We start from the raw sequence: 16,897 nt of genomic DNA, 5'->3' as shown, positions 1-16,897 counted from the left end.
TAACACAATCCATACGAAGGAGATGAGAACATGACTCATCCTTATCGGGTAATTATCGCTGGCTGCGGTGCTATGGCAAACACGTGGGCGGACTATGCCTTGCAAAGGCCGGATACAGAAATCGTCGGACTGGTCGATCTGTATGAACAGACAGCCATTACTTTTGCTACGAGACATGGCCTCACCTGCCCTACGTTCATCGATATCCGTGAAGGCATTCAATTTACTGGCGCGAATATCGTATTCGATGTCACGATTCCGGCGAGTCATTACGGCATTGCCATGACAGCCTTGAAGGAAGGATGTCATGTATTTGGCGAGAAACCACTAGCAGAGTCCTTCTCCGAATGCACAGACATTGTGCAAACCGCTCGCAGCACAGGACACATTCAAGCCGTCATGCAGAATCGTCGTTTCGATCCGCGTATCCGCGCCTACCAGCACCTCATTTCCGGCGGGGCTATAGGGCAGGTAGGTTACGCAGGAGCCGACTTCTTCCTCGGGCCACACTTCGGCGGATTCCGTGATCTGATGGATAGTCCGCTGCTGCTCGATATGGCGATACATACATTTGATCAGGCACGGTATATTCTCGGAGCCAACCCGATATCGGTATACTGCCATGAGTTCAATCCTCCAGGTTCCTGGTATCAGGGCAATGCGATGGCGTTATGTATATTTGAGATGTCTGACGGGTCCGTATTCAACTATCGCGGATCCTGGTGCGCAGAAGGTGTAGCCACATCATGGGAAGCAAGCTGGCGTGTAATCGGTGAAAAGGGAACCGCCATCTGGGATGGTCATGATGACATCTATGCTGAAGTAGTTGTTGCGCAAAACCTGGATGCTGACGGCAAACCATCCTTTTTCCAGCCGAGCGAGCGGATTGAAGCGGAACTGCCAATCATGGAGAAAACAGGACACCATGGCTGCCTAGAAGACATGTTCGCTGCACTGGAATCCGGCCGACTGCCTGAAACCGATTGCAGTGATAACCAGTTCAGCATGGCTATGGTCCTCGCATCCTTGGAAAGCGCACGCACAGGACAGAAAGTGTTCATCGCTGACCTGCTGAAAAACACATAGCAAAGCGCCTGTGTTTTTCAACTAAACAAAGCCCAAACTGCTGAACTTTGCAGTTTGGGCTTTGTTGTTTTTTTACCTACTCTCCTATTCTAAAAATGATATCGTTCAAAAACAGTCGTGCTCGATAGTAAAAGTAGTGCAGGGAACGAAATCGATTCTGAAGAAGCAAAGCGTTCGCCTAAAAGCTTTTTGAAAGAAAGCTGCATCGGAAGCATACGCTTATCCCCGGATTTCGACTTTACAAAAAGTCGAAATCCGGGGATAACAGCGATCAAAAGAACGATTCGTAACCGGAACGGCCACTTTGCAGGCATTGAGCAATTATTTTTTTGAACTACGTCACTTATAGAATTCCTTTTTTCATTGCCTTGTACACCAACTGCGAGAACAGGCTGTTGGACCAGGCAAACCATGGTCTGGTGAACGTGTTGGGATCATCGGCGTGGAAGCCTTCATGCATATATCCGGTACCCGCATCCGTACTTTCCAGCAATTCAATCATCGCCAGTATTTCCTCGTCATTGTCTGCGGTTAAGCCCTGCATGGATAACGCCATGTGCCAGATGTATCCCGGAGGGGTGTGGGGGCTGCCAATACCTTTGGCTACCTTCCCTTCATAATAGAACGGATTTTCCTTACTCAGAATAAATCGACGTGTGTTCTGATACACCCTGTCTTCAATCGAAGCATATTCCATATACGGTATAGACATGAGTCCAGGTGTGCCCGCATCATCCATTAGACAAAAGTTTCCGTAACCGTCCGTCTCATAGGCATAAATCTGCCCATACTCTGGATGACGATAAGTACCGTACAGAGAGATACCGTGTCGTATTTCTTCTTCCAAACGAGCCATCCGGCTTACCAGTTGTTCATCCCGGAACACCCACTTCGCGATCTCCCCCATCTGGCGCAAGGTTACCGCAGCGAACATATTCGCCGGAATATTATAATGAAAATCACAAGCATCATCACTCGGACGAAATCCGGACCAGATCATCCCCGTGTAATTTACGGGCATACCCAATCCTTCATTACGCAGCGTATCATGGGCTGGACAATTGCGACGCATGAACCGGTAAAGTGATTGCTCTGTGTGATGCTGTTCTGTCTCCCATAGTTGTACGATATTCTCCATCACTTTCTTGAAGCGCTCATCGAATATATCCGTAAGTTCCGTCTCCCGCCAATATGTATAAGCCAGCTTCATGGAGAAACAAAGGGAATCCAGCTCAAACTTCCGTTCCCATACCCAAGGTGACATCTCCGTCTCATCATTGGCATCCCAATGCCATCCATTCGCTGTTTCATTGAACGCATTGGCATAGATATCCTTATCAGCGTAGAACGTATGACGTTTGATCAGCCCTCCAATGATACGCTGCAACTTCTCATCATTCTTCGCAAGTGGAACATAGTGCATGACCTGCTCTACGGAATCCCTTAACCACATGGCGGGAATATCTCCTGTAATTACAAAGGTTGTTCCATCATCGAGCAGCTTTGTAGTCGTTTCCAGCGTATTGGGAAAACAATTGCGAAATTGAGCCAGCAACCTCGGTCGATGTTGCAAACGCTCGTCCGCTTCAGTCAGAATATCCTGCACAGCTTGCGGTAATTCCAGATGTGGCATAGGGATTTTCGGTAATCTGAACTGTTCCATGGATGTTGTCTCCTTTGAATTGAGGTTTTATGTATAAGTTGACAAAAGATTATTTACACTGGCACTACGATGACAGAACAACTCTCCAATCGCTGTTATCCCCAGATTTTTTCGATCCCCTTTCTCAAGGGGAAATCCGGTGATAAAGGCGAAGTTTATGCTTCCGATGCAGCTTTCTTGCCGAAAGCTTTTAGCTTCGCTTTTTCAGTTTTTTCTGCCCTCTCCGTTATCGTGTAAATGTTTAGATGAACATATATAGATTGGATCTAGCACTCCAATTTATATTGTTATTTTTGTTATGATAAATTATAATAACATTATTATTTGTAAGTGTACTGTGTCAGAAGATGATCGTCAAATGAAGGAGTAATGATATGTCACGTAAAGTATCCATTCAGACGCTGGCTGACCAGCTCGGATTATCCAAATATGCCGTCTCCCGCGCACTCAGTGGCAAGACGGGTGTCAGTGAAGCGACACGCGCACGGGTACTCGAACTCGCTCGGGCTTTAGGATATCGCCAAAGTACTCCTGGTGCTACCAACAGTCCTGCTGCCGCAAACCATGCGGATCCTTCCGATCCACCGTTTGCTCTCATATGCATGAATCAGATCAACCGCGGTGAACCTCACTACTGGCAACGTGTTCTGTCAGGCATGATCTCCGCCTGTAATGAGCGTGGTTGGCATCATGCCATTGTATCTCCCTCACTCGGAGTGACGGACGAGAACACCTCTCCCGAAAAAGCTATTGCTCCTCACTTGGACTGGGAACGTTGTGCCGGGATTATTGTCATGGGGGCTTTCCCGCATACGGTTCTGCAACGACTCTCTCAGACGGGTCGGCCTATTATTTTGGTAGATCATCAGGAACCCCTGCTGAATTGTGATACGATCAGCCATGATAATCTGGAAGCTGGCATCACTGTGGCTAGATATCTAATGTCTATGAATTGCCGACGGATTGGCCTCATCACAGATGATGGTCGTGCTGCCAGCTTTGCGCAGCGGAAGATCGGGATTGAGTTGGCCCTGAACCATTTCCATGTGGACACCAGTCATACGACCAGCTTCAGAGAATGGAATATTCCGTATGAGAACGGGGAATGGGTTAACCAATTGGCCACCAAAATTCAAAACATGCCAGATAACGAACGTCCTGACGCCTGGATCGGTGTTAATGATGATATCGCCTTGCAATGGATGCACAAACTACAGGAGATCGGTATCTCCACACCTAAAGATTGCCTTGTCATCGGTATCGACAATGTACATTCCGCAGTTACGTCTTCCCCGCCCCTAACCACGGTTAACCTGTGCAAAGAGGAACTTGGACAGCGAGCCGTAGAGGCTTTGCAACGCCGGATCGAACGCCCGGGGACACCGAAAGAAACGGTTATGTTATCAACTACGTTGATTCCAAGGGAATCGGCCTAATTCGGAAAGGGTAACCACTCTTTTGAAGATGGATTCGTTAGGTACATGCTGTCCCGGTAAATCTGGTGCATACGAAAAAGGCCCCGCATACCATTATGCAGGGCCTTTTCGTATATTAGGCTTATACGCTTATATGTCTCTATACATCCACACTTAAATCAGTTGATCAATCCTTATATCATCCATTCGAAGCTTCATTTACTGCATGGCTGAGTATAAAATGATATTAATAGTTACTTCAGCCAAGGCAGGCTACTGTACGATGGAAGGTCCACTTCCCAATTTACATCACGGAACTCTCGGTTAACTGCGGTTCGTTTCAAAGTGAATTTCGTTCCATTTTCTTTTTTAAAACCATGGATAATCAACCTGAGATCACCTACGATGTATTCTTCGTTTTTATTAGGCTGATCCGTAGTTCCCATCACTTCAACGGGATACTCCCTTCCTTCATGATCTATAGCCACCCATTGATCTCCATTAATATCATTTTGAAAAGTCCCTGAGCCCTCCAAAACAAGAGAAGAGGTCCCTTCAAAGTTTCTTTCAGGCAGCTTTAATGATTGCTGCACTGGCCAATAATTGTATTTGGAAAATAAAACTTCATCTCCAAACTGTTCAAACTGTAGTACGTAGGTGTAGTATTCAGCATTCTTACGCATCTTTTCCAAATCCACTTCCACGGACTTCTCCTCCCACACCGGGATGGTGTAGCCATCGAGGACAAAGCGAATCTTCTTCGCATCCACCGTAACATAAGCAGGGTCCCATGTCTCAGAAAACCTCATCTGACCATCATTATTCTCACTCAGTTTACTCATATCTCGGAACCGAAATTTGGCTTGACGGGCATTGGGTCTGTTCTCGTTAAAAATTCGATACTCATTCGTTTCTGGAATTTCGATATGATACATTAAATCCATATCGTCCGCCCAATTTTCTCCGACTTTGGCACGAAGTTGATCATCCAGACTGATGTTCATGTCAAGTCGGGTCCCATTTGGCGTACGTACAAGCTGTGTCATATCCAATTTCAAGCCATCAGGAGTGGTATAGGTGTTGTCCATGGGAGCTTCAACAGCCATTAATTTGGCTTTGGTCATATCGAAGTTGAATTGGAAGCTCCAATCCACCGTTGTATTACTTGGTGTAATTTTTCCAGTATCAAGATTATAATGATCAGGGATTTTTATATAACTTAATTCCCCCCGTACAAATACGTGATCTGGAATATCATCATTCAGTTGGAATACAAACCTTTGATACTTCCCACTGCTAAGTCTCGTATCTACAGCCATGGAAGCAACACTGTTCCCTTTTTCATCTGTAACATGAATTCTTCCCGCATCCAGATAAACAGCCGGTATCGCGCTGCCTTTAGGGTCGCTTTGTTCTGTTATAATAATAATTTGTGAACGATCCACTAGGACATCGCTAATCTTGAGCGTATACCCCTGATCTAGAATTTGAATATTCGGGTTAATTACAAGATCAAGTGGTTTCAGACGTTTGTAATCGTCCGTCAGATAAGCAGATCTTATCTCTTCTGGTACGGGTATGTCGGGAAGCCGCTGATCTACAGCATTTACCGTGGGTTGCGCCGGCTCTGCTGTACGGTCAAAAGCCAACCAGGCCCCTCCAGCAAGAATCACAACTGCCGCTGCAGCAATTCCCGTCCGGCGCATCCAATGCGCTCTCATGGATTTTTTCACGAATGGATACTGATCTTCGTCACGTTCCATGGACACGCCATCCAGCTTCTGCATGACCTTAAGCGTAAAATCCTCATCTGGCTCCTCACGGTATAGGTGCTCCTCCCACAACCGATCTTCATCCCTTGAAATAGGCTTCATACGTAGCTAAACCTCCTTTGCGTTCCATTTGCTTCCTCAGCGTTTTTTTTCCGCGATAAAGGGCGTTTCGTACTTTGGTTGAACTCATGCCTGTAATGTCTGCAATCTCTTCATAGCTCAACTCGTTTGTGTACTTCAGTAATAACACCAGGCGATACGATTCAGGTAACTGTTCGAGCTGTCGGTATATTTCACGCTGCATCTCTTTGTGTAGCACACGCTTTTCAGGTGTTTCATTACTGACAGGTTCGATCCCTTGATCGACCGGAGACATCACAGGTTTCTTTTCCCGTATAAAATCCCGCATCCGATTCACCGCAATGGTGTACACCCACGACGAGAAACTGCTTCCCTCCCGCCGCGACGGGAGATAACGATAGATGCGAATGAACGTATCCTGAGCGAGATCCTGTGCATCCGGATGACTCGCGCCCATTCCGCGCATGATGCCGTAGACTTTATTTTTATATCGATCCACAAGCACGGAGAATAACTGCTTATCCCCTGCAACAATGCGCTGAATAAGCTCCTCCTCCGGTATCTGTTGAGTCATGTAATCCCCCTTCTCTACAGCTTCCATGCATGGTTCTGTACTATATAGACGGAAGCCGTTCCCGAAACCTCTCACTTTATCCAAAAAAAAGAATTCGCCCTTATCGGCAAAGCCGACTGGGTGAACTCTGCTTACTTGCCTCTTAATCTTCCCTGTTCTTCTCCGTGACAAAATCAGCAAGCTGTGAATAGATCGCCACAATCTCATCCATCGACATGCGCACGAGTCCACTGGACGACGGAGCGACGAACTCCTGAATTTCATTGACGACCGGGTCGTCCTGGAATCCCCATTGCACTTTGGCGCGCTTGCTGTACTGGGTGTATACGCCTTTCCCGACAAAACAGGCGATGTCCGGTCGGTATTTCTCCAGCTTTTGCCGTAAAACCTGTCGTCCTTCTGCGTACTCCTCCTTCGTAATATCCTCCATACCTTTGGTGGGACGGGCCACAATATTCGTGAATCCATATCCCAGCTTCAGCAACTCTCCATCCTCTTGTGCATCATATAAACGCGGGGTTAATCCCGACCGTTCAAGGATGCGCCAGAACCGGTTTCCTTTGTAAGCATAATGATGACCCGTCTCTCCAGACGTAATGCTCGGATTGAAACCAATAAACAATATCGATAAACCAACATCCAGATGATCTGGAATCATGATGCAACCCCTCCTGATCTTTTTTAGCCAATTCACACATTCGGTTGTGTATAAAATGATATAATGAGCAAAGCATTTTCGAAATCGGATTGAAATTTTCATGAAAAAGGAAGCTGAACTAATGATTGCAGACATCATGCTTGAAGTCGTCCTGCCCGTCTTTCTCCTGATCGCCGTCGGGTCCTGGATGCAAAAGGTGTTCAAGCTGGACTTGTACACACTCGCCAAAATCAATTTCTATTGTATTACCCCCGCAGCCGTCTTTATGAGCATGTACCACTCGGATATGTCGGGCGAACTGCTTGGGACCGTGACACTCTTTTACGCGATATATGTATTGATTCTCTATATTGTAGGTTCTGTATTTGCGCGTTCACTTAAGATGAATAAAGGCATGAAGGCTGCCTTCAACAACAGCATTATGCTGGATAACGCAGGCAACTATGGACTGCCCATCAATGCACTGGTATTCCGCGGCGATCCACTCGCCTCTTCCATTCAGGCACTGGTCATGTCTTTGCAGGCATTACTGACATTCACCTATGGCGTGTTGTCCATTCAGGGCGCGAAGCTCAAAGGTAATTACCGTGCGGTGATTATTGGATTTCTTAAAATGCCTGTTCCATATGCGCTCTTGCTGGGGATTCTGTTCCACATGTGGAAGGTTCCCTTGCCTACATTCCTGTCCATGCCGCTGACCTATGCGCAGCAAAGTATGGTTGCCGTGGCGCTTCTGACACTCGGGGCACAGATTGTAAAATATCCAATTCAACTGTACCGTCTTGATGTGTATATTAGCACATTTTTGCGTCTCCTGATTGGCCCGGCTATCGGGATTTCAATTGTGCTACTGCTTGGGTTGGAAGGTATCGCTGCACAGGCACTCATTATCGCTTCGGGTATGCCAACCGGTGTCAACGCATCCATCCTGGCGGAAGAATACGATAACGAACCCGATTTTGCAGCCCAGACGGTGCTGATTTCAACGTTGCTTAATATCATCACAATTACGGCACTGATCTCTTATGCCAAAACGTTCTGAAATTTAGATATGTAACGAATATATACATCTTTCTTGGAAAGACCTGTCTTCACATTGTGGAGATGGGTCTTTTTTCATTCATTATATTAAGCAAATGCCACACCACCCTTTTTAGAATAGATAAATAGTCCCTTTATTCCCTGAAATAAGTATACGCTCGAAATTTATTATGCTAAGATTTAGGAGTTTCCAAAATTTGAATCTACATTTAGAAAGGAAGTCAGCATGAAAAAGCTAGTTATCATCATGTTCCTCTTGTCATCTCTCATCGCAGGCTCTACAGCTGCCAGTGCCAAAGGTTCCACCTTCAAGGATGTCACCCAAAACAAACACTCTTGGGCTATCGAATCCATTGAATTTATGAGTAAGAAGGGAATAATCAAAGGTTACCAAAATGGCACATTTAAACCCGATAATAGTGTGACCAAAGCAGAATTCATCACGATGTTTTCACAGTTATTTAATAAATACATAACGAACGATGACATGCCAACTCGAAAGTTTAAAGATGTTCCTGCTAGTCACTGGGCTTACAGTTCCACATCCAAAGCACTCTCACAGTTTACATATTCAACATATGCCATTAAGAAGGGAAACAACTACTTCTATCCTGATAACAAGCTCACTCGTATCGGAGTAGTAAACCTGCTACCTGTCTTATACGATGAGATTGATGACAGTCAAGAAGTCTACGACATTCTACACACGATGAAGGATATCCCCAAACGCGAGTATAGTGATGAACATTTGAAAGATGGACGCTTTAACTATGAAGTTGATGGGACCAATAAGGTCTACCCGTTACTTTTTGAAGGACTGGAACTTAGTGATGATCACTCAGCTTTGGTTGGTAGCAGTCTCGCAGCCTTACAAAAGAAAGGTATAATGACAGCAAATGAAGGCCTGTTTAATCCCAGAAAAACAATAACAAGAGCAGAAGCAGCAACTATTCTTCACAGGTTATATCTCGATTTACAAGCAGATGGTACACTTAAAAAATATTCAAGCAAATAGAACTTAAAAACACTCTGTATCCAGTCTACAACATGGGATACAGAGTGTTTTATTTTAACGAGTGTGTACTATGATTCAAACGTCGTTCGTTCCGGGAACTTGCCGCCTTCCCTGAATAAACATCGTACCAGTCGCTGCGCGGCTCGGTTAAAGAAAAAACTCGGGCTTACCCCATCCACCTGGACAGGTTCCAGTTCCCTCACACTTTCCTTGATCTTATTCATCTCAATGAGCCCCATCTTTCGCTCATTCGGTCCGAATCGATAAATAACCTTCTCATCGTCCTCCGTCTGTTTCACCAGCAGAATCACGGATGCCATACAGGTTACCCCCTATCGTTACGTTATGAGATTCCATTAATCACTTGCCTACTATAATTATTACCCAGATTCTAGGGGAAGGATATAGGACTTAAGTTAGTTATACCTAAATTAAATATCCTGATATAAAGATTCTCCGAAATGAGTCGTTAGGCTTACTAACACCGTGTTCACACTATCCTTATGGATAGTCACTGTCATGAAAGTGCGTACTGCACAAGTCGTTTTTCTCCGTTTATACTAACCTTATCTTGAATTTCAAAGGAGAGAAACTTATGACTACAGCTCAAATATATAGCCACGGTGTGCCCTGGGAAGAAGCATTTAGTGTTGCTCAGGGATACAGCATTAACGGTACGATCTACATTGCAGGACAATTTTCGCATGATATGGAGGGGACGTTTATTGGTGTCGATGATATTGAAGCACAAGTCCGCCAGACACTAGATAACTTGGATCGCGTGCTCGCAGGATTTAACGTGACCAAGTCGAACATTGCTGAACTGGAGATTTTTTTGGTTCACCCGCAGGAGCATCTTGAGCCATGTGTTGCCGTGTATAAAGAGTACATTGGTACGCATCGTCCAGCTGTTACGATGGTTGGGACATCTGGACTCGCCTTCCCTCATCAACTGATTGAGATTCGCGCCGTGGCTCATACCAACTAACTGATCCAGGTCATGTCAAAAGTTACAGCACACAGCAAACGGACTGATGAGATGCTCGCTTTATTGAATTTCATACCTAAAAAAAGCAGGTTGGGATTAGATCCCAACCTGCTGCTTTTTATGCTTTTTTATTCTTTCACCTTCACCGTCAGCGTATTACCAGATGAAGTGAGGGATGCCCCAAGCCCTTCTACCAAAACTCTGAGGGGAATGTACGTCGTTCCCTTAATTTCTTTGGGTGCTGCCTGTAGGGTGACTTCTTTCCCGTTAACCTTCACCTTTTTACTGCCCAAGGTAAAGATTAGCTTGTACTTGTCTTTGGTAATGGTAATGGTTTGAGTCTTACTGTCCCAAGACGTTTTGGCTTTCATTGCTTTGGCCATCTCACGCAGGGGTACGAGATTTGTGTTATTCATTACAATTGGAGATTCAGTGAAAATAACCTTGGAACCATTCACCTTCACCTGAACAGAAGACGTTATATATTCTGGTTTAGGAGTGGCTTTCTTTTTGGTTGTCGTTGAAGACTTGTTACTTTTCTTGGTACTTCCTGAACTGGATGAACTTGAAGATGAAGATTTGGAACTCGAAGAGGAACCTCCGTTGTGATAGTGATATTCCCCTTGTTTCAGCCCCCATTTTGCACAGTTGGTACGACAGGTGTGCCCTCCACTCGAATCTGTTCTTCCTGGATGAGCAGACGCAACAGTAGCAAAAATCATGAACATGGCAAGCAAACTGCTTATTACTTTGATACGCATACGGATAACCTCCAGCAATTAGTTTAGCCAGAGTATCATACCATAATTACCCATACAATATAGGTGAATAACAAAATTTATTTTCATATAACAGTTCACAAACGCGGGTATACTCACTCCGACTCCATTGATAGCGTTACCAACACACAACTTTCTTCCTCTTACCCCCGTTCGCCCCATACCTCTTGTAATGCCAAACGGAAAATCCGGTCCAATTCTTCAAATTGAATAATCTGTTCATTCTCCATCTGGCCAGCCAGTCGTTCAAAATGCTCGATCTTCTCCGCCAAAAAAGCCTGTATTGCGGGCAACTGCGGCTCCAGATCCAGTTCCTCGCCCGCCTTTTTCCGGCGCAGCAATTCATGAATCTCCGTATATAGCTGTGTATTTGCAGGTACAAGTTCTTGCACCAGCTCTTCAAATGCCATGGGTGGCATCGCATCATAACGTTCGATCCAGCCACAAGCCAGTAAGGGGCGAAGAACATAAAAATACTTTTTGATCCTCACCTGGTCCCCTTGTAAATAATCCCTGAAGTTCCCCTTTGCCATATTCAGATAATGATACATGCAGGACTTGGGCGAGAAGGTTAAAGGAGACAGTGCACGGATATGCTGTGCCACACTATACTGTTCATCATACTGAATGGGGGATTGCAGCCACTCCAGCAGTGGTGGATTTGATTTGCGAAACAGTTTCAACGCCTTGCGCAGATCCCAACCATTGATATCGAGCTGATCACTGATTGGACGTTCGATAACATCCCTTTTATCCTCAATCGACAAGTACCATTCCAGCGGTCTCACATACAGAAAACGCACATCATAATCGCTGTCCTGTGAAGGAAATCCCCACGCTCGACTGCCCGATTCACAGGCATAGATGATTCGTACCTGCTCCTCCTGTTCAATCTGCTTCAGCTGTTGTCTAATCGTATCTCTCATTTCTTCATGAATGTAGGTCATGGTCAGCCGCCTCCAAATTCCCTCAATTAAATCTCTATCTCTCTCACCCGGTTCGCGAGTGTATCATATCCTGCCACAGTCTCGGCAATATACGTCAATACTGTTTCACTCCAACCGTAGATGTAAAAGGTTTTGCCATCCCGTGGCGGTACCATTGCCTGCTGATAAGGTGCTATATCCACAATAAATGCCTTCAGCTCCGGATTCATCATCCGCCGATATCGCTCAAGCTCAGCATATAACGGGCTGCCTTCATTCTGCTGTTCATCGGTGATCATAATGATCTGATCCACTTTTTCTCCGATATCCCGAAGTTCCCGCACCGGCCGACCCGTGTCTGTTCCACCTTGTGCGCGAATACGGTGAGCTTGGGAAAGAATGCTCTCATTCATCTTCGGACGAGCATCTTCAACCATATGGTCGAATAACCAGAACAGCGCGTTACCTCGTGTTTGTTTATATAGTGCCAGTGCCAGCACCGAACCAATCCGCAAATAATCCCCTTGCATGGAACCGGAGCGATCCAGGAAAATAGCCGTTTTTCCCGGCAGTGTTGGCAGGTTGCCAATGGATAGTTCCACCGCTTGTCGCAACGCGTCCCGCAGTTCTTCCCTCGCAATCATTTCATACGCACTGGCAAATCGGAAAGGCAATATGCGCGATTTAACCAGGGCTTCTGCATCCGTAAGACGACGTGTAACATAATCGATATTTTTCGATTTTTCAAAAACACCTGCCCGATCCATTGCATTCAGATGGCGCAGCAACGCAAAGGTCGGCATCTGTGACATTAACACCTCCCACACCTTACGTGTCGGTTGCATGATCGATGTGACCACCGAATACGGCAGTTTGCCTTTTTCGATCAGATGCATCCGGCTTGCCGGGTTTGGGGTAGCTTTCAGCTTTTCAAGCGCCTGCAACTGCGGAAGTTCCGTAAGATCCACCTCATGCCCGCGCAAATAACGGAATAAAGCTTGCTGCTTCAGATCTATCGGCTTGGGATGTGCTGTAGCGATCATATCGCCCAGACTATATCCACGCCCACGTCCGTTGTATTTGATCGCCCAGTATTCGCTGATCCCGTTCAAAAAGAGACTCACCTGACGCTTCACCGCTCGGCCGCCCTGCCCCCGACCCAATCCTCTCAGAATAGTCAAAAAATCAGCCAAATCAGCCGGTGTCTGTACGACCTGGGAGAACACCTTTGCAAAATGATCCACATCCACTTTGGACAGCAGTGCCAGCCCGTATAGAGGCTGTAACCGCATCAAACCTTCATTACGAGCATAGACCAGCGCCCGCGCCATAAATCCTGCATCAACCTCAGCCATCTCCTGATGACTGACCATCGCATCGTCCATCAGTTGCTGGGTATCTGCATAGAACGTATTGTTCAATGTATTGGTCATCAACATCTGTATATATTGTTCCTCCACCAATCGCTCATAGGCTCCATAGCCCCCATGATTACGTGTCGTTGGCTGAGGTTGATTAAATAATTGTTTCGCTCTGCTCATCACTCATGACCTCCCGGTGTGAGTCTATTTACTGATATTCCATAATAAAATGTTCCGAGGAAAAAGGTGGGAAGGTATAATACCCGCTCTACCGCTGAGCTACACCGCCATGCACGGCGGCGATTGGATTCGAACCAACGACCTGGTCGATTAACAGTCGAAGTAACCCTCCCTGGCGCCTCGGAACCTTGATCCGTAGAGTTTGTTGCTGCCCCGCTTCACAACCTTATTATGCCTCACACATCTGCACGCGAACATGGCGAAAGTATGGCGACGAATCATTTTCTGAAATGAAGTCAATCTTCATAAGTTTAAAATGAAACCTGCCACTCTTCCTGCTACAATGAAGGGATAACAAGGAGTGAATGTTCATGGCAAGAGAGAGTTTTGACAAAGAAATTCAGTTCTTACGCATGTTATCCCTAACAAGCGGTGCGTATAACCGCAAACAATATGCCGAGCGGCTTGGCATATCCGTACATACCTTTGATAAAACCAATCGCAGATTAAAAGAAATCATGCAGACCGTTGCCGACCAACGCTCAGGTGCCGAAGCAGGCCGGGAAATGGCAGATCTCGTCCGCTTCCAATACGGGGAGTCAGCAGAGCCTATGTTGCTCTTCCTCTTCCGCGCCAAGTCGATGAAAGAGACTGAAGTTCAGCGGCTTTCTGTCCTTTTGCATACCTTACAACATAAAGCCTTAACCGCGATGGAACTGCTGGACGCTTGCTGTGCTGATCTGCCGGAAGATCTGGCGTTACCTGACGAGAAAACCATTCGCTCCGATCTGAAGTATCTGGAAGAGGTTGGGGTTATTCGAAAAGAGCCCGGTGGCAGGCCATATCAATATGCTTTACAGCAAGATGTCCTTACCCAATTAACAATAGAGGAACAGCTGGAGTTGTATGATTTTGTGGATATGATGGCGAACACCCAGGTTCCTTCCGTACAGGGGTACTTATTGCGGGACAGTTTGAAAAAAGCCATTACGGCAAGTTTTCCGCAAGAAGAAGCTACCGAACCCTATATCTATAAGTATCACTATTATTCTCGTATTCTGGACGAAGCTCATCTCTACACGCTGCTTAGTGCGATTCGTCAGCGCAAACGTGTGCAGTTCCTATACTATTCACCGAAAAAACCATCCAGCTACAGTTCACAGAATACGAATCCACGCTTTGAACGGGAAGCAGATGGTCGATCCAATCGGATCGTGCCCCTTGAAGTGATTTATGACCATCAGTATGGTCGTTGGTATGTAATTGGATATCAGGGGCGCCGCGGCTTTGTTAAATTCCGGATGGAAGGCATAACCCAACTGGAGGAACAGGATTCAGTAGAAGAGGAATACATGCTCGAATTGAAGCAGCAGTGGACCGACATTAGTCGCTACAGTTGGCTCGTGGATACGGGGAATACCGTGACGGTTCAAGCACGCTTTTTCCACCCGGAGCGTGGTCAGCGCAACTTCATTCTGGATCGGGTTCGTCTGCAAGGTCAATGGGGCAAGATTATACCCGAAACGGATCATACCTTTCTCTACGAAATCCAGGTCAACGGTACCACCGAGATCAAACCGTGGTTACGGAGTTTTGGCTCAAGCTGCGAAATAATCGCACCTCAGAGACTACGCCAGGAGATGATCAAGGAATGGAAGGAGATTGCGGAATATTATGAACCTGTTCGAGAAGATGTTCAATTACCAGATGATGACACGACTGAATGAAACCGGACTGTTCACCTGGACCTCACAGGAACGGGCCTGGCTTCGCATGATGCTGAATCACCCTGCTGCGAGAGAAGCACTGAGCGCTGTAACGTTGGATAAAATGTACAACATGCTGAATGGTGAGCAGGACCTGAACCTTCAAGATTACCTGACTGAAAAAGCCAAAAGCGAAGAAAACAATGTCTCTCACCCACTGCTTAGACAGTTACGGCTAATCATTCTGCATCATCAGGGATTTCGCATGACGGGTCGCGTCCGCAATGGACGCACGAGCCATGATGAATTTGGCTTCCCGTATAAACTGGAGTATTCCATGGTCAAAAAAGAATGGTACGTGCTCTGGTATGCTCCTCGCTTCGACAAGCTCATGTCCACCAAACTGCACAGCATCGTTACCGTGGAAGCCCAACCCGTTGAGCCGGATACCGCTTCGGGTTACACTGCCCGAATTGCTTCGATAACAGAGAAGCGTAAAACGACCATCACCATCGAGGTACTGCCCGAGTTCAATCAGGAACTGTCCCGAATCCTCTATGCCTTCTCCTGCTTTGAGAAACAGGTCGAGTACCTGGAAGCCGAGCAGACATATCGGATCGAGCTGACCGTTCCGCGCAATGAGATGGATTACGTCTTATCCAAGATGCGTTTTCTAGGCAAACGGGTTCGAATCGCTGACCACACGATGCTGCGGGAGCGGATGTCCGAAACAGCTGCCAAGGCATTGGCCCGTTATGTAGAAAAAGATCCTGATATGCATCCCGAACGCGCGAATGAAGTTCAGCACCGCCAACGTGAGGAAGGCTCTCTTGCGAAAGTCGATGGCCAATGATTTGGTCCCATATACAAAAAAAGGTCTGGATAACCTTATCCAAACCTTTTTTTGCTATACCTACTTGCTCGTAATGTCGTAAACTTATCAGCGGAAGTAATTCTACTCCATCCACTTACGTTGCTCCACCACTGCTGGCAGCTGAATTCCGCCTTTTGTTAATCGCATGCACGCCCATGACCACTGCAATTAATTCATACGTGTCCAGTTGTTCCGACTGGTTGTCTAATACAAATGCCCCAGAACTAAACCAGCCGCTGGTGCGACGAAAACTGGCCACGATGCGGCCGCCACTGCCACTTATATCATATTCCTGCGAAAATGCTGGAGCAGACACATCATACGTACCGCGTGATCCTGCATCATACTCATACTTTTTGCTGAAGAAACTAAATCTCGCTCGCAATACGCCCAGATGTCTCCCATCGGCTGCAGTGATATCCCAACGATTGGTTAACATGCGGAATTTGCCACTGCAAACCAATCCCGAGTTATCCGATACATCGAGCGAAGAGCCAAAAACACTTTTCAAATCGAGATGCCCGGCCTGTTCCTGATTTGGATTCATGATCTCGGTGTAACCCGCATTAAAAAAGTTATCCCTAAAGTATAGTTCCATAACGATTGCTCCTTTCCCTTACATATCCTTTTGTTCTGTTTAACCTAATCTCGCATCGAGCACACAATATATCTATATATACGTATAATTAATGGTAGTGGATTCAAAATATGGATTAACACTGGATGTAAAAAAAACGAGCAACCCTGGTTGCTCGCATCACGTTCAAGTTATCCTGTC

17 protein-coding genes are annotated in these 16,897 nt (G+C 46.2%); 8 read left to right on the top strand and 9 right to left on the bottom strand.

Annotated elements, in window-relative coordinates:
• The first annotated feature begins 30 nt into the window (after positions 1 to 30).
• On the top strand, positions 31 to 1,086 hold the full coding sequence (locus MKY87_RS21515; protein ID WP_340966127.1) for a Gfo/Idh/MocA family protein: 1,056 nt from the start codon (positions 31 to 33) through the stop codon (positions 1,084 to 1,086).
• Between the two features lie 343 nt (positions 1,087 to 1,429).
• Here the strand turns inward: MKY87_RS21515 and MKY87_RS21510 are convergent, their stop codons facing one another.
• Positions 1,430 to 2,749 carry a glycoside hydrolase family 125 protein gene (locus MKY87_RS21510; RefSeq protein ID WP_340966125.1) on the bottom strand — a complete coding sequence of 440 codons (1,320 nt, stop codon included), beginning with the start codon at positions 2,747 to 2,749 and terminating at the stop codon, positions 1,430 to 1,432.
• A 69-nt stretch (positions 2,750 to 2,818) separates the two neighbouring features.
• Here MKY87_RS21510 and MKY87_RS21505 point away from each other — a divergent pair, with 69 nt between their 5' ends.
• Positions 2,819 to 2,986: a hypothetical protein gene (locus MKY87_RS21505; RefSeq protein WP_157116059.1), complete on the top strand. Its 168-nt coding sequence runs from the start codon at positions 2,819 to 2,821 to the stop codon at positions 2,984 to 2,986.
• A 137-nt stretch (positions 2,987 to 3,123) separates the two neighbouring features.
• A complete protein-coding gene (locus MKY87_RS21500) occupies positions 3,124 to 4,185 on the top strand; it encodes a LacI family DNA-binding transcriptional regulator (protein WP_340966123.1) in 1,062 nt (353 codons plus the stop codon).
• 233 nt (positions 4,186 to 4,418) lie between these two features.
• On the opposite strand, the gene MKY87_RS21495 is transcribed toward MKY87_RS21500, so the two are convergent.
• The 3 genes from MKY87_RS21495 to MKY87_RS21485 all read right to left on the bottom strand — a co-directional run bounded on the left by MKY87_RS21495 (position 4,419) and on the right by MKY87_RS21485 (position 7,249).
• Positions 4,419 to 6,038: a hypothetical protein gene (locus tag MKY87_RS21495; protein WP_340966121.1), complete on the bottom strand. Its 1,620-nt coding sequence runs from the start codon at positions 6,036 to 6,038 to the stop codon at positions 4,419 to 4,421.
• The gene (locus MKY87_RS21490; RefSeq protein ID WP_062832928.1) at positions 6,016 to 6,591 is read right to left on the bottom strand and encodes an RNA polymerase sigma factor; all 576 of its coding nucleotides are present in this window, start codon (positions 6,589 to 6,591) and stop codon (positions 6,016 to 6,018) included. The genes MKY87_RS21495 and MKY87_RS21490 overlap by 23 nt, the downstream gene beginning before the upstream one ends.
• Positions 6,592 to 6,733: 142 nt before the next feature.
• Positions 6,734 to 7,249 (bottom strand): mismatch-specific DNA-glycosylase, encoded by a 516-nt coding sequence (locus MKY87_RS21485; protein WP_340966120.1) that lies wholly within the window; start codon positions 7,247 to 7,249, stop codon positions 6,734 to 6,736.
• Between the two features lie 121 nt (positions 7,250 to 7,370).
• Here MKY87_RS21485 and MKY87_RS21480 point away from each other — a divergent pair, with 121 nt between their 5' ends.
• Positions 7,371 to 8,291, top strand: a complete 921-nt coding sequence (locus MKY87_RS21480) for an AEC family transporter (protein ID WP_339301704.1) — start codon at positions 7,371 to 7,373, stop codon at positions 8,289 to 8,291.
• Positions 8,292 to 8,516: 225 nt separating this feature from the next.
• Positions 8,517 to 9,305, top strand: a complete 789-nt coding sequence (locus MKY87_RS21475) for an S-layer homology domain-containing protein (protein ID WP_047841869.1) — start codon at positions 8,517 to 8,519, stop codon at positions 9,303 to 9,305.
• A 68-nt stretch (positions 9,306 to 9,373) separates the two neighbouring features.
• Here the strand turns inward: MKY87_RS21475 and MKY87_RS21470 are convergent, their stop codons facing one another.
• The gene (locus MKY87_RS21470) at positions 9,374 to 9,625 is read right to left on the bottom strand and encodes a hypothetical protein (protein WP_047841868.1); all 252 of its coding nucleotides are present in this window, start codon (positions 9,623 to 9,625) and stop codon (positions 9,374 to 9,376) included.
• Between the two features lie 275 nt (positions 9,626 to 9,900).
• Between MKY87_RS21470 and MKY87_RS21465 the strand changes: the two genes are divergently transcribed.
• The gene (locus MKY87_RS21465) at positions 9,901 to 10,293 is read left to right on the top strand and encodes a RidA family protein (RefSeq protein WP_340966119.1); all 393 of its coding nucleotides are present in this window, start codon (positions 9,901 to 9,903) and stop codon (positions 10,291 to 10,293) included.
• A gap of 128 nt (positions 10,294 to 10,421) precedes the next feature.
• On the opposite strand, the gene MKY87_RS21460 is transcribed toward MKY87_RS21465, so the two are convergent.
• From MKY87_RS21460 to MKY87_RS21450, 3 genes are all read right to left on the bottom strand, one after another.
• Positions 10,422 to 11,054: a copper amine oxidase N-terminal domain-containing protein gene (locus MKY87_RS21460; RefSeq protein ID WP_339785901.1), complete on the bottom strand. Its 633-nt coding sequence runs from the start codon at positions 11,052 to 11,054 to the stop codon at positions 10,422 to 10,424.
• 161 nt (positions 11,055 to 11,215) lie between these two features.
• The gene (locus tag MKY87_RS21455; RefSeq protein WP_340966117.1) at positions 11,216 to 12,019 is read right to left on the bottom strand and encodes a nucleotidyltransferase domain-containing protein; all 804 of its coding nucleotides are present in this window, start codon (positions 12,017 to 12,019) and stop codon (positions 11,216 to 11,218) included.
• A 26-nt stretch (positions 12,020 to 12,045) separates the two neighbouring features.
• Complete coding sequence (locus MKY87_RS21450; protein ID WP_340966115.1) at positions 12,046 to 13,539, bottom strand: TROVE domain-containing protein; 1,494 nt, start codon at positions 13,537 to 13,539, stop codon at positions 12,046 to 12,048.
• 371 nt (positions 13,540 to 13,910) lie between these two features.
• On the opposite strand from MKY87_RS21450, the gene MKY87_RS21445 reads away from it, so the two are divergent.
• Both MKY87_RS21445 and MKY87_RS21440 read left to right on the top strand, forming a co-directional pair.
• Complete coding sequence (locus tag MKY87_RS21445; RefSeq protein WP_340966113.1) at positions 13,911 to 15,266, top strand: helix-turn-helix transcriptional regulator; 1,356 nt, start codon at positions 13,911 to 13,913, stop codon at positions 15,264 to 15,266.
• Positions 15,214 to 16,098, top strand: coding sequence for a WYL domain-containing protein (locus MKY87_RS21440; protein WP_340966111.1), 885 nt, complete (start codon positions 15,214 to 15,216; stop codon positions 16,096 to 16,098). Before MKY87_RS21445 ends, MKY87_RS21440 begins: the two co-directional genes overlap by 53 nt.
• A 115-nt stretch (positions 16,099 to 16,213) precedes the next feature.
• On the opposite strand, the gene MKY87_RS21435 is transcribed toward MKY87_RS21440, so the two are convergent.
• Entirely contained in the window at positions 16,214 to 16,717 is a 504-nt protein-coding gene (locus tag MKY87_RS21435) for a hypothetical protein (protein ID WP_091034173.1), read from the bottom strand.
• Between the last annotated feature and the right edge of the window lie 180 nt (positions 16,718 to 16,897).

Origin of the sequence: Paenibacillus sp. FSL R7-0198 (assembly GCF_038000415.1) — a bacterium.
GTDB lineage: Bacteria > Bacillota > Bacilli > Paenibacillales > Paenibacillaceae > Paenibacillus.
Note: the sequence above shows the minus strand (reverse complement) of the source record. Positions and strands in the feature narration are given on the sequence as shown.

Excerpts from the sequence above, each read along its gene's own strand:
- MKY87_RS21515 (WP_340966127.1), top strand. The coding sequence starts at position 31 with ATGACTCATCCTTATCGGGTAATTATCGCTGGCTGCGGTGCTATGGCA.
- MKY87_RS21510 (WP_340966125.1), bottom strand. The coding sequence starts at position 2,749 with ATGGAACAGTTCAGATTACCGAAAATCCCTATGCCACATCTGGAATTA.
- MKY87_RS21505 (WP_157116059.1), top strand. The coding sequence starts at position 2,819 with ATGACAGAACAACTCTCCAATCGCTGTTATCCCCAGATTTTTTCGATC.
- MKY87_RS21500 (WP_340966123.1), top strand. The coding sequence starts at position 3,124 with ATGTCACGTAAAGTATCCATTCAGACGCTGGCTGACCAGCTCGGATTA.
- MKY87_RS21495 (WP_340966121.1), bottom strand. The coding sequence starts at position 6,038 with ATGAAGCCTATTTCAAGGGATGAAGATCGGTTGTGGGAGGAGCACCTA.
- MKY87_RS21490 (WP_062832928.1), bottom strand. The coding sequence starts at position 6,591 with ATGACTCAACAGATACCGGAGGAGGAGCTTATTCAGCGCATTGTTGCA.
- MKY87_RS21485 (WP_340966120.1), bottom strand. The coding sequence starts at position 7,249 with ATGATTCCAGATCATCTGGATGTTGGTTTATCGATATTGTTTATTGGT.
- MKY87_RS21480 (WP_339301704.1), top strand. The coding sequence starts at position 7,371 with ATGATTGCAGACATCATGCTTGAAGTCGTCCTGCCCGTCTTTCTCCTG.
- MKY87_RS21475 (WP_047841869.1), top strand. The coding sequence starts at position 8,517 with ATGAAAAAGCTAGTTATCATCATGTTCCTCTTGTCATCTCTCATCGCA.
- MKY87_RS21470 (WP_047841868.1), bottom strand. The coding sequence starts at position 9,625 with ATGGCATCCGTGATTCTGCTGGTGAAACAGACGGAGGACGATGAGAAG.
- MKY87_RS21465 (WP_340966119.1), top strand. The coding sequence starts at position 9,901 with ATGACTACAGCTCAAATATATAGCCACGGTGTGCCCTGGGAAGAAGCA.
- MKY87_RS21460 (WP_339785901.1), bottom strand. The coding sequence starts at position 11,054 with ATGCGTATCAAAGTAATAAGCAGTTTGCTTGCCATGTTCATGATTTTT.
- MKY87_RS21455 (WP_340966117.1), bottom strand. The coding sequence starts at position 12,019 with ATGACCTACATTCATGAAGAAATGAGAGATACGATTAGACAACAGCTG.
- MKY87_RS21450 (WP_340966115.1), bottom strand. The coding sequence starts at position 13,539 with ATGAGCAGAGCGAAACAATTATTTAATCAACCTCAGCCAACGACACGT.
- MKY87_RS21445 (WP_340966113.1), top strand. The coding sequence starts at position 13,911 with ATGGCAAGAGAGAGTTTTGACAAAGAAATTCAGTTCTTACGCATGTTA.
- MKY87_RS21440 (WP_340966111.1), top strand. The coding sequence starts at position 15,214 with ATGAACCTGTTCGAGAAGATGTTCAATTACCAGATGATGACACGACTG.
- MKY87_RS21435 (WP_091034173.1), bottom strand. The coding sequence starts at position 16,717 with ATGGAACTATACTTTAGGGATAACTTTTTTAATGCGGGTTACACCGAG.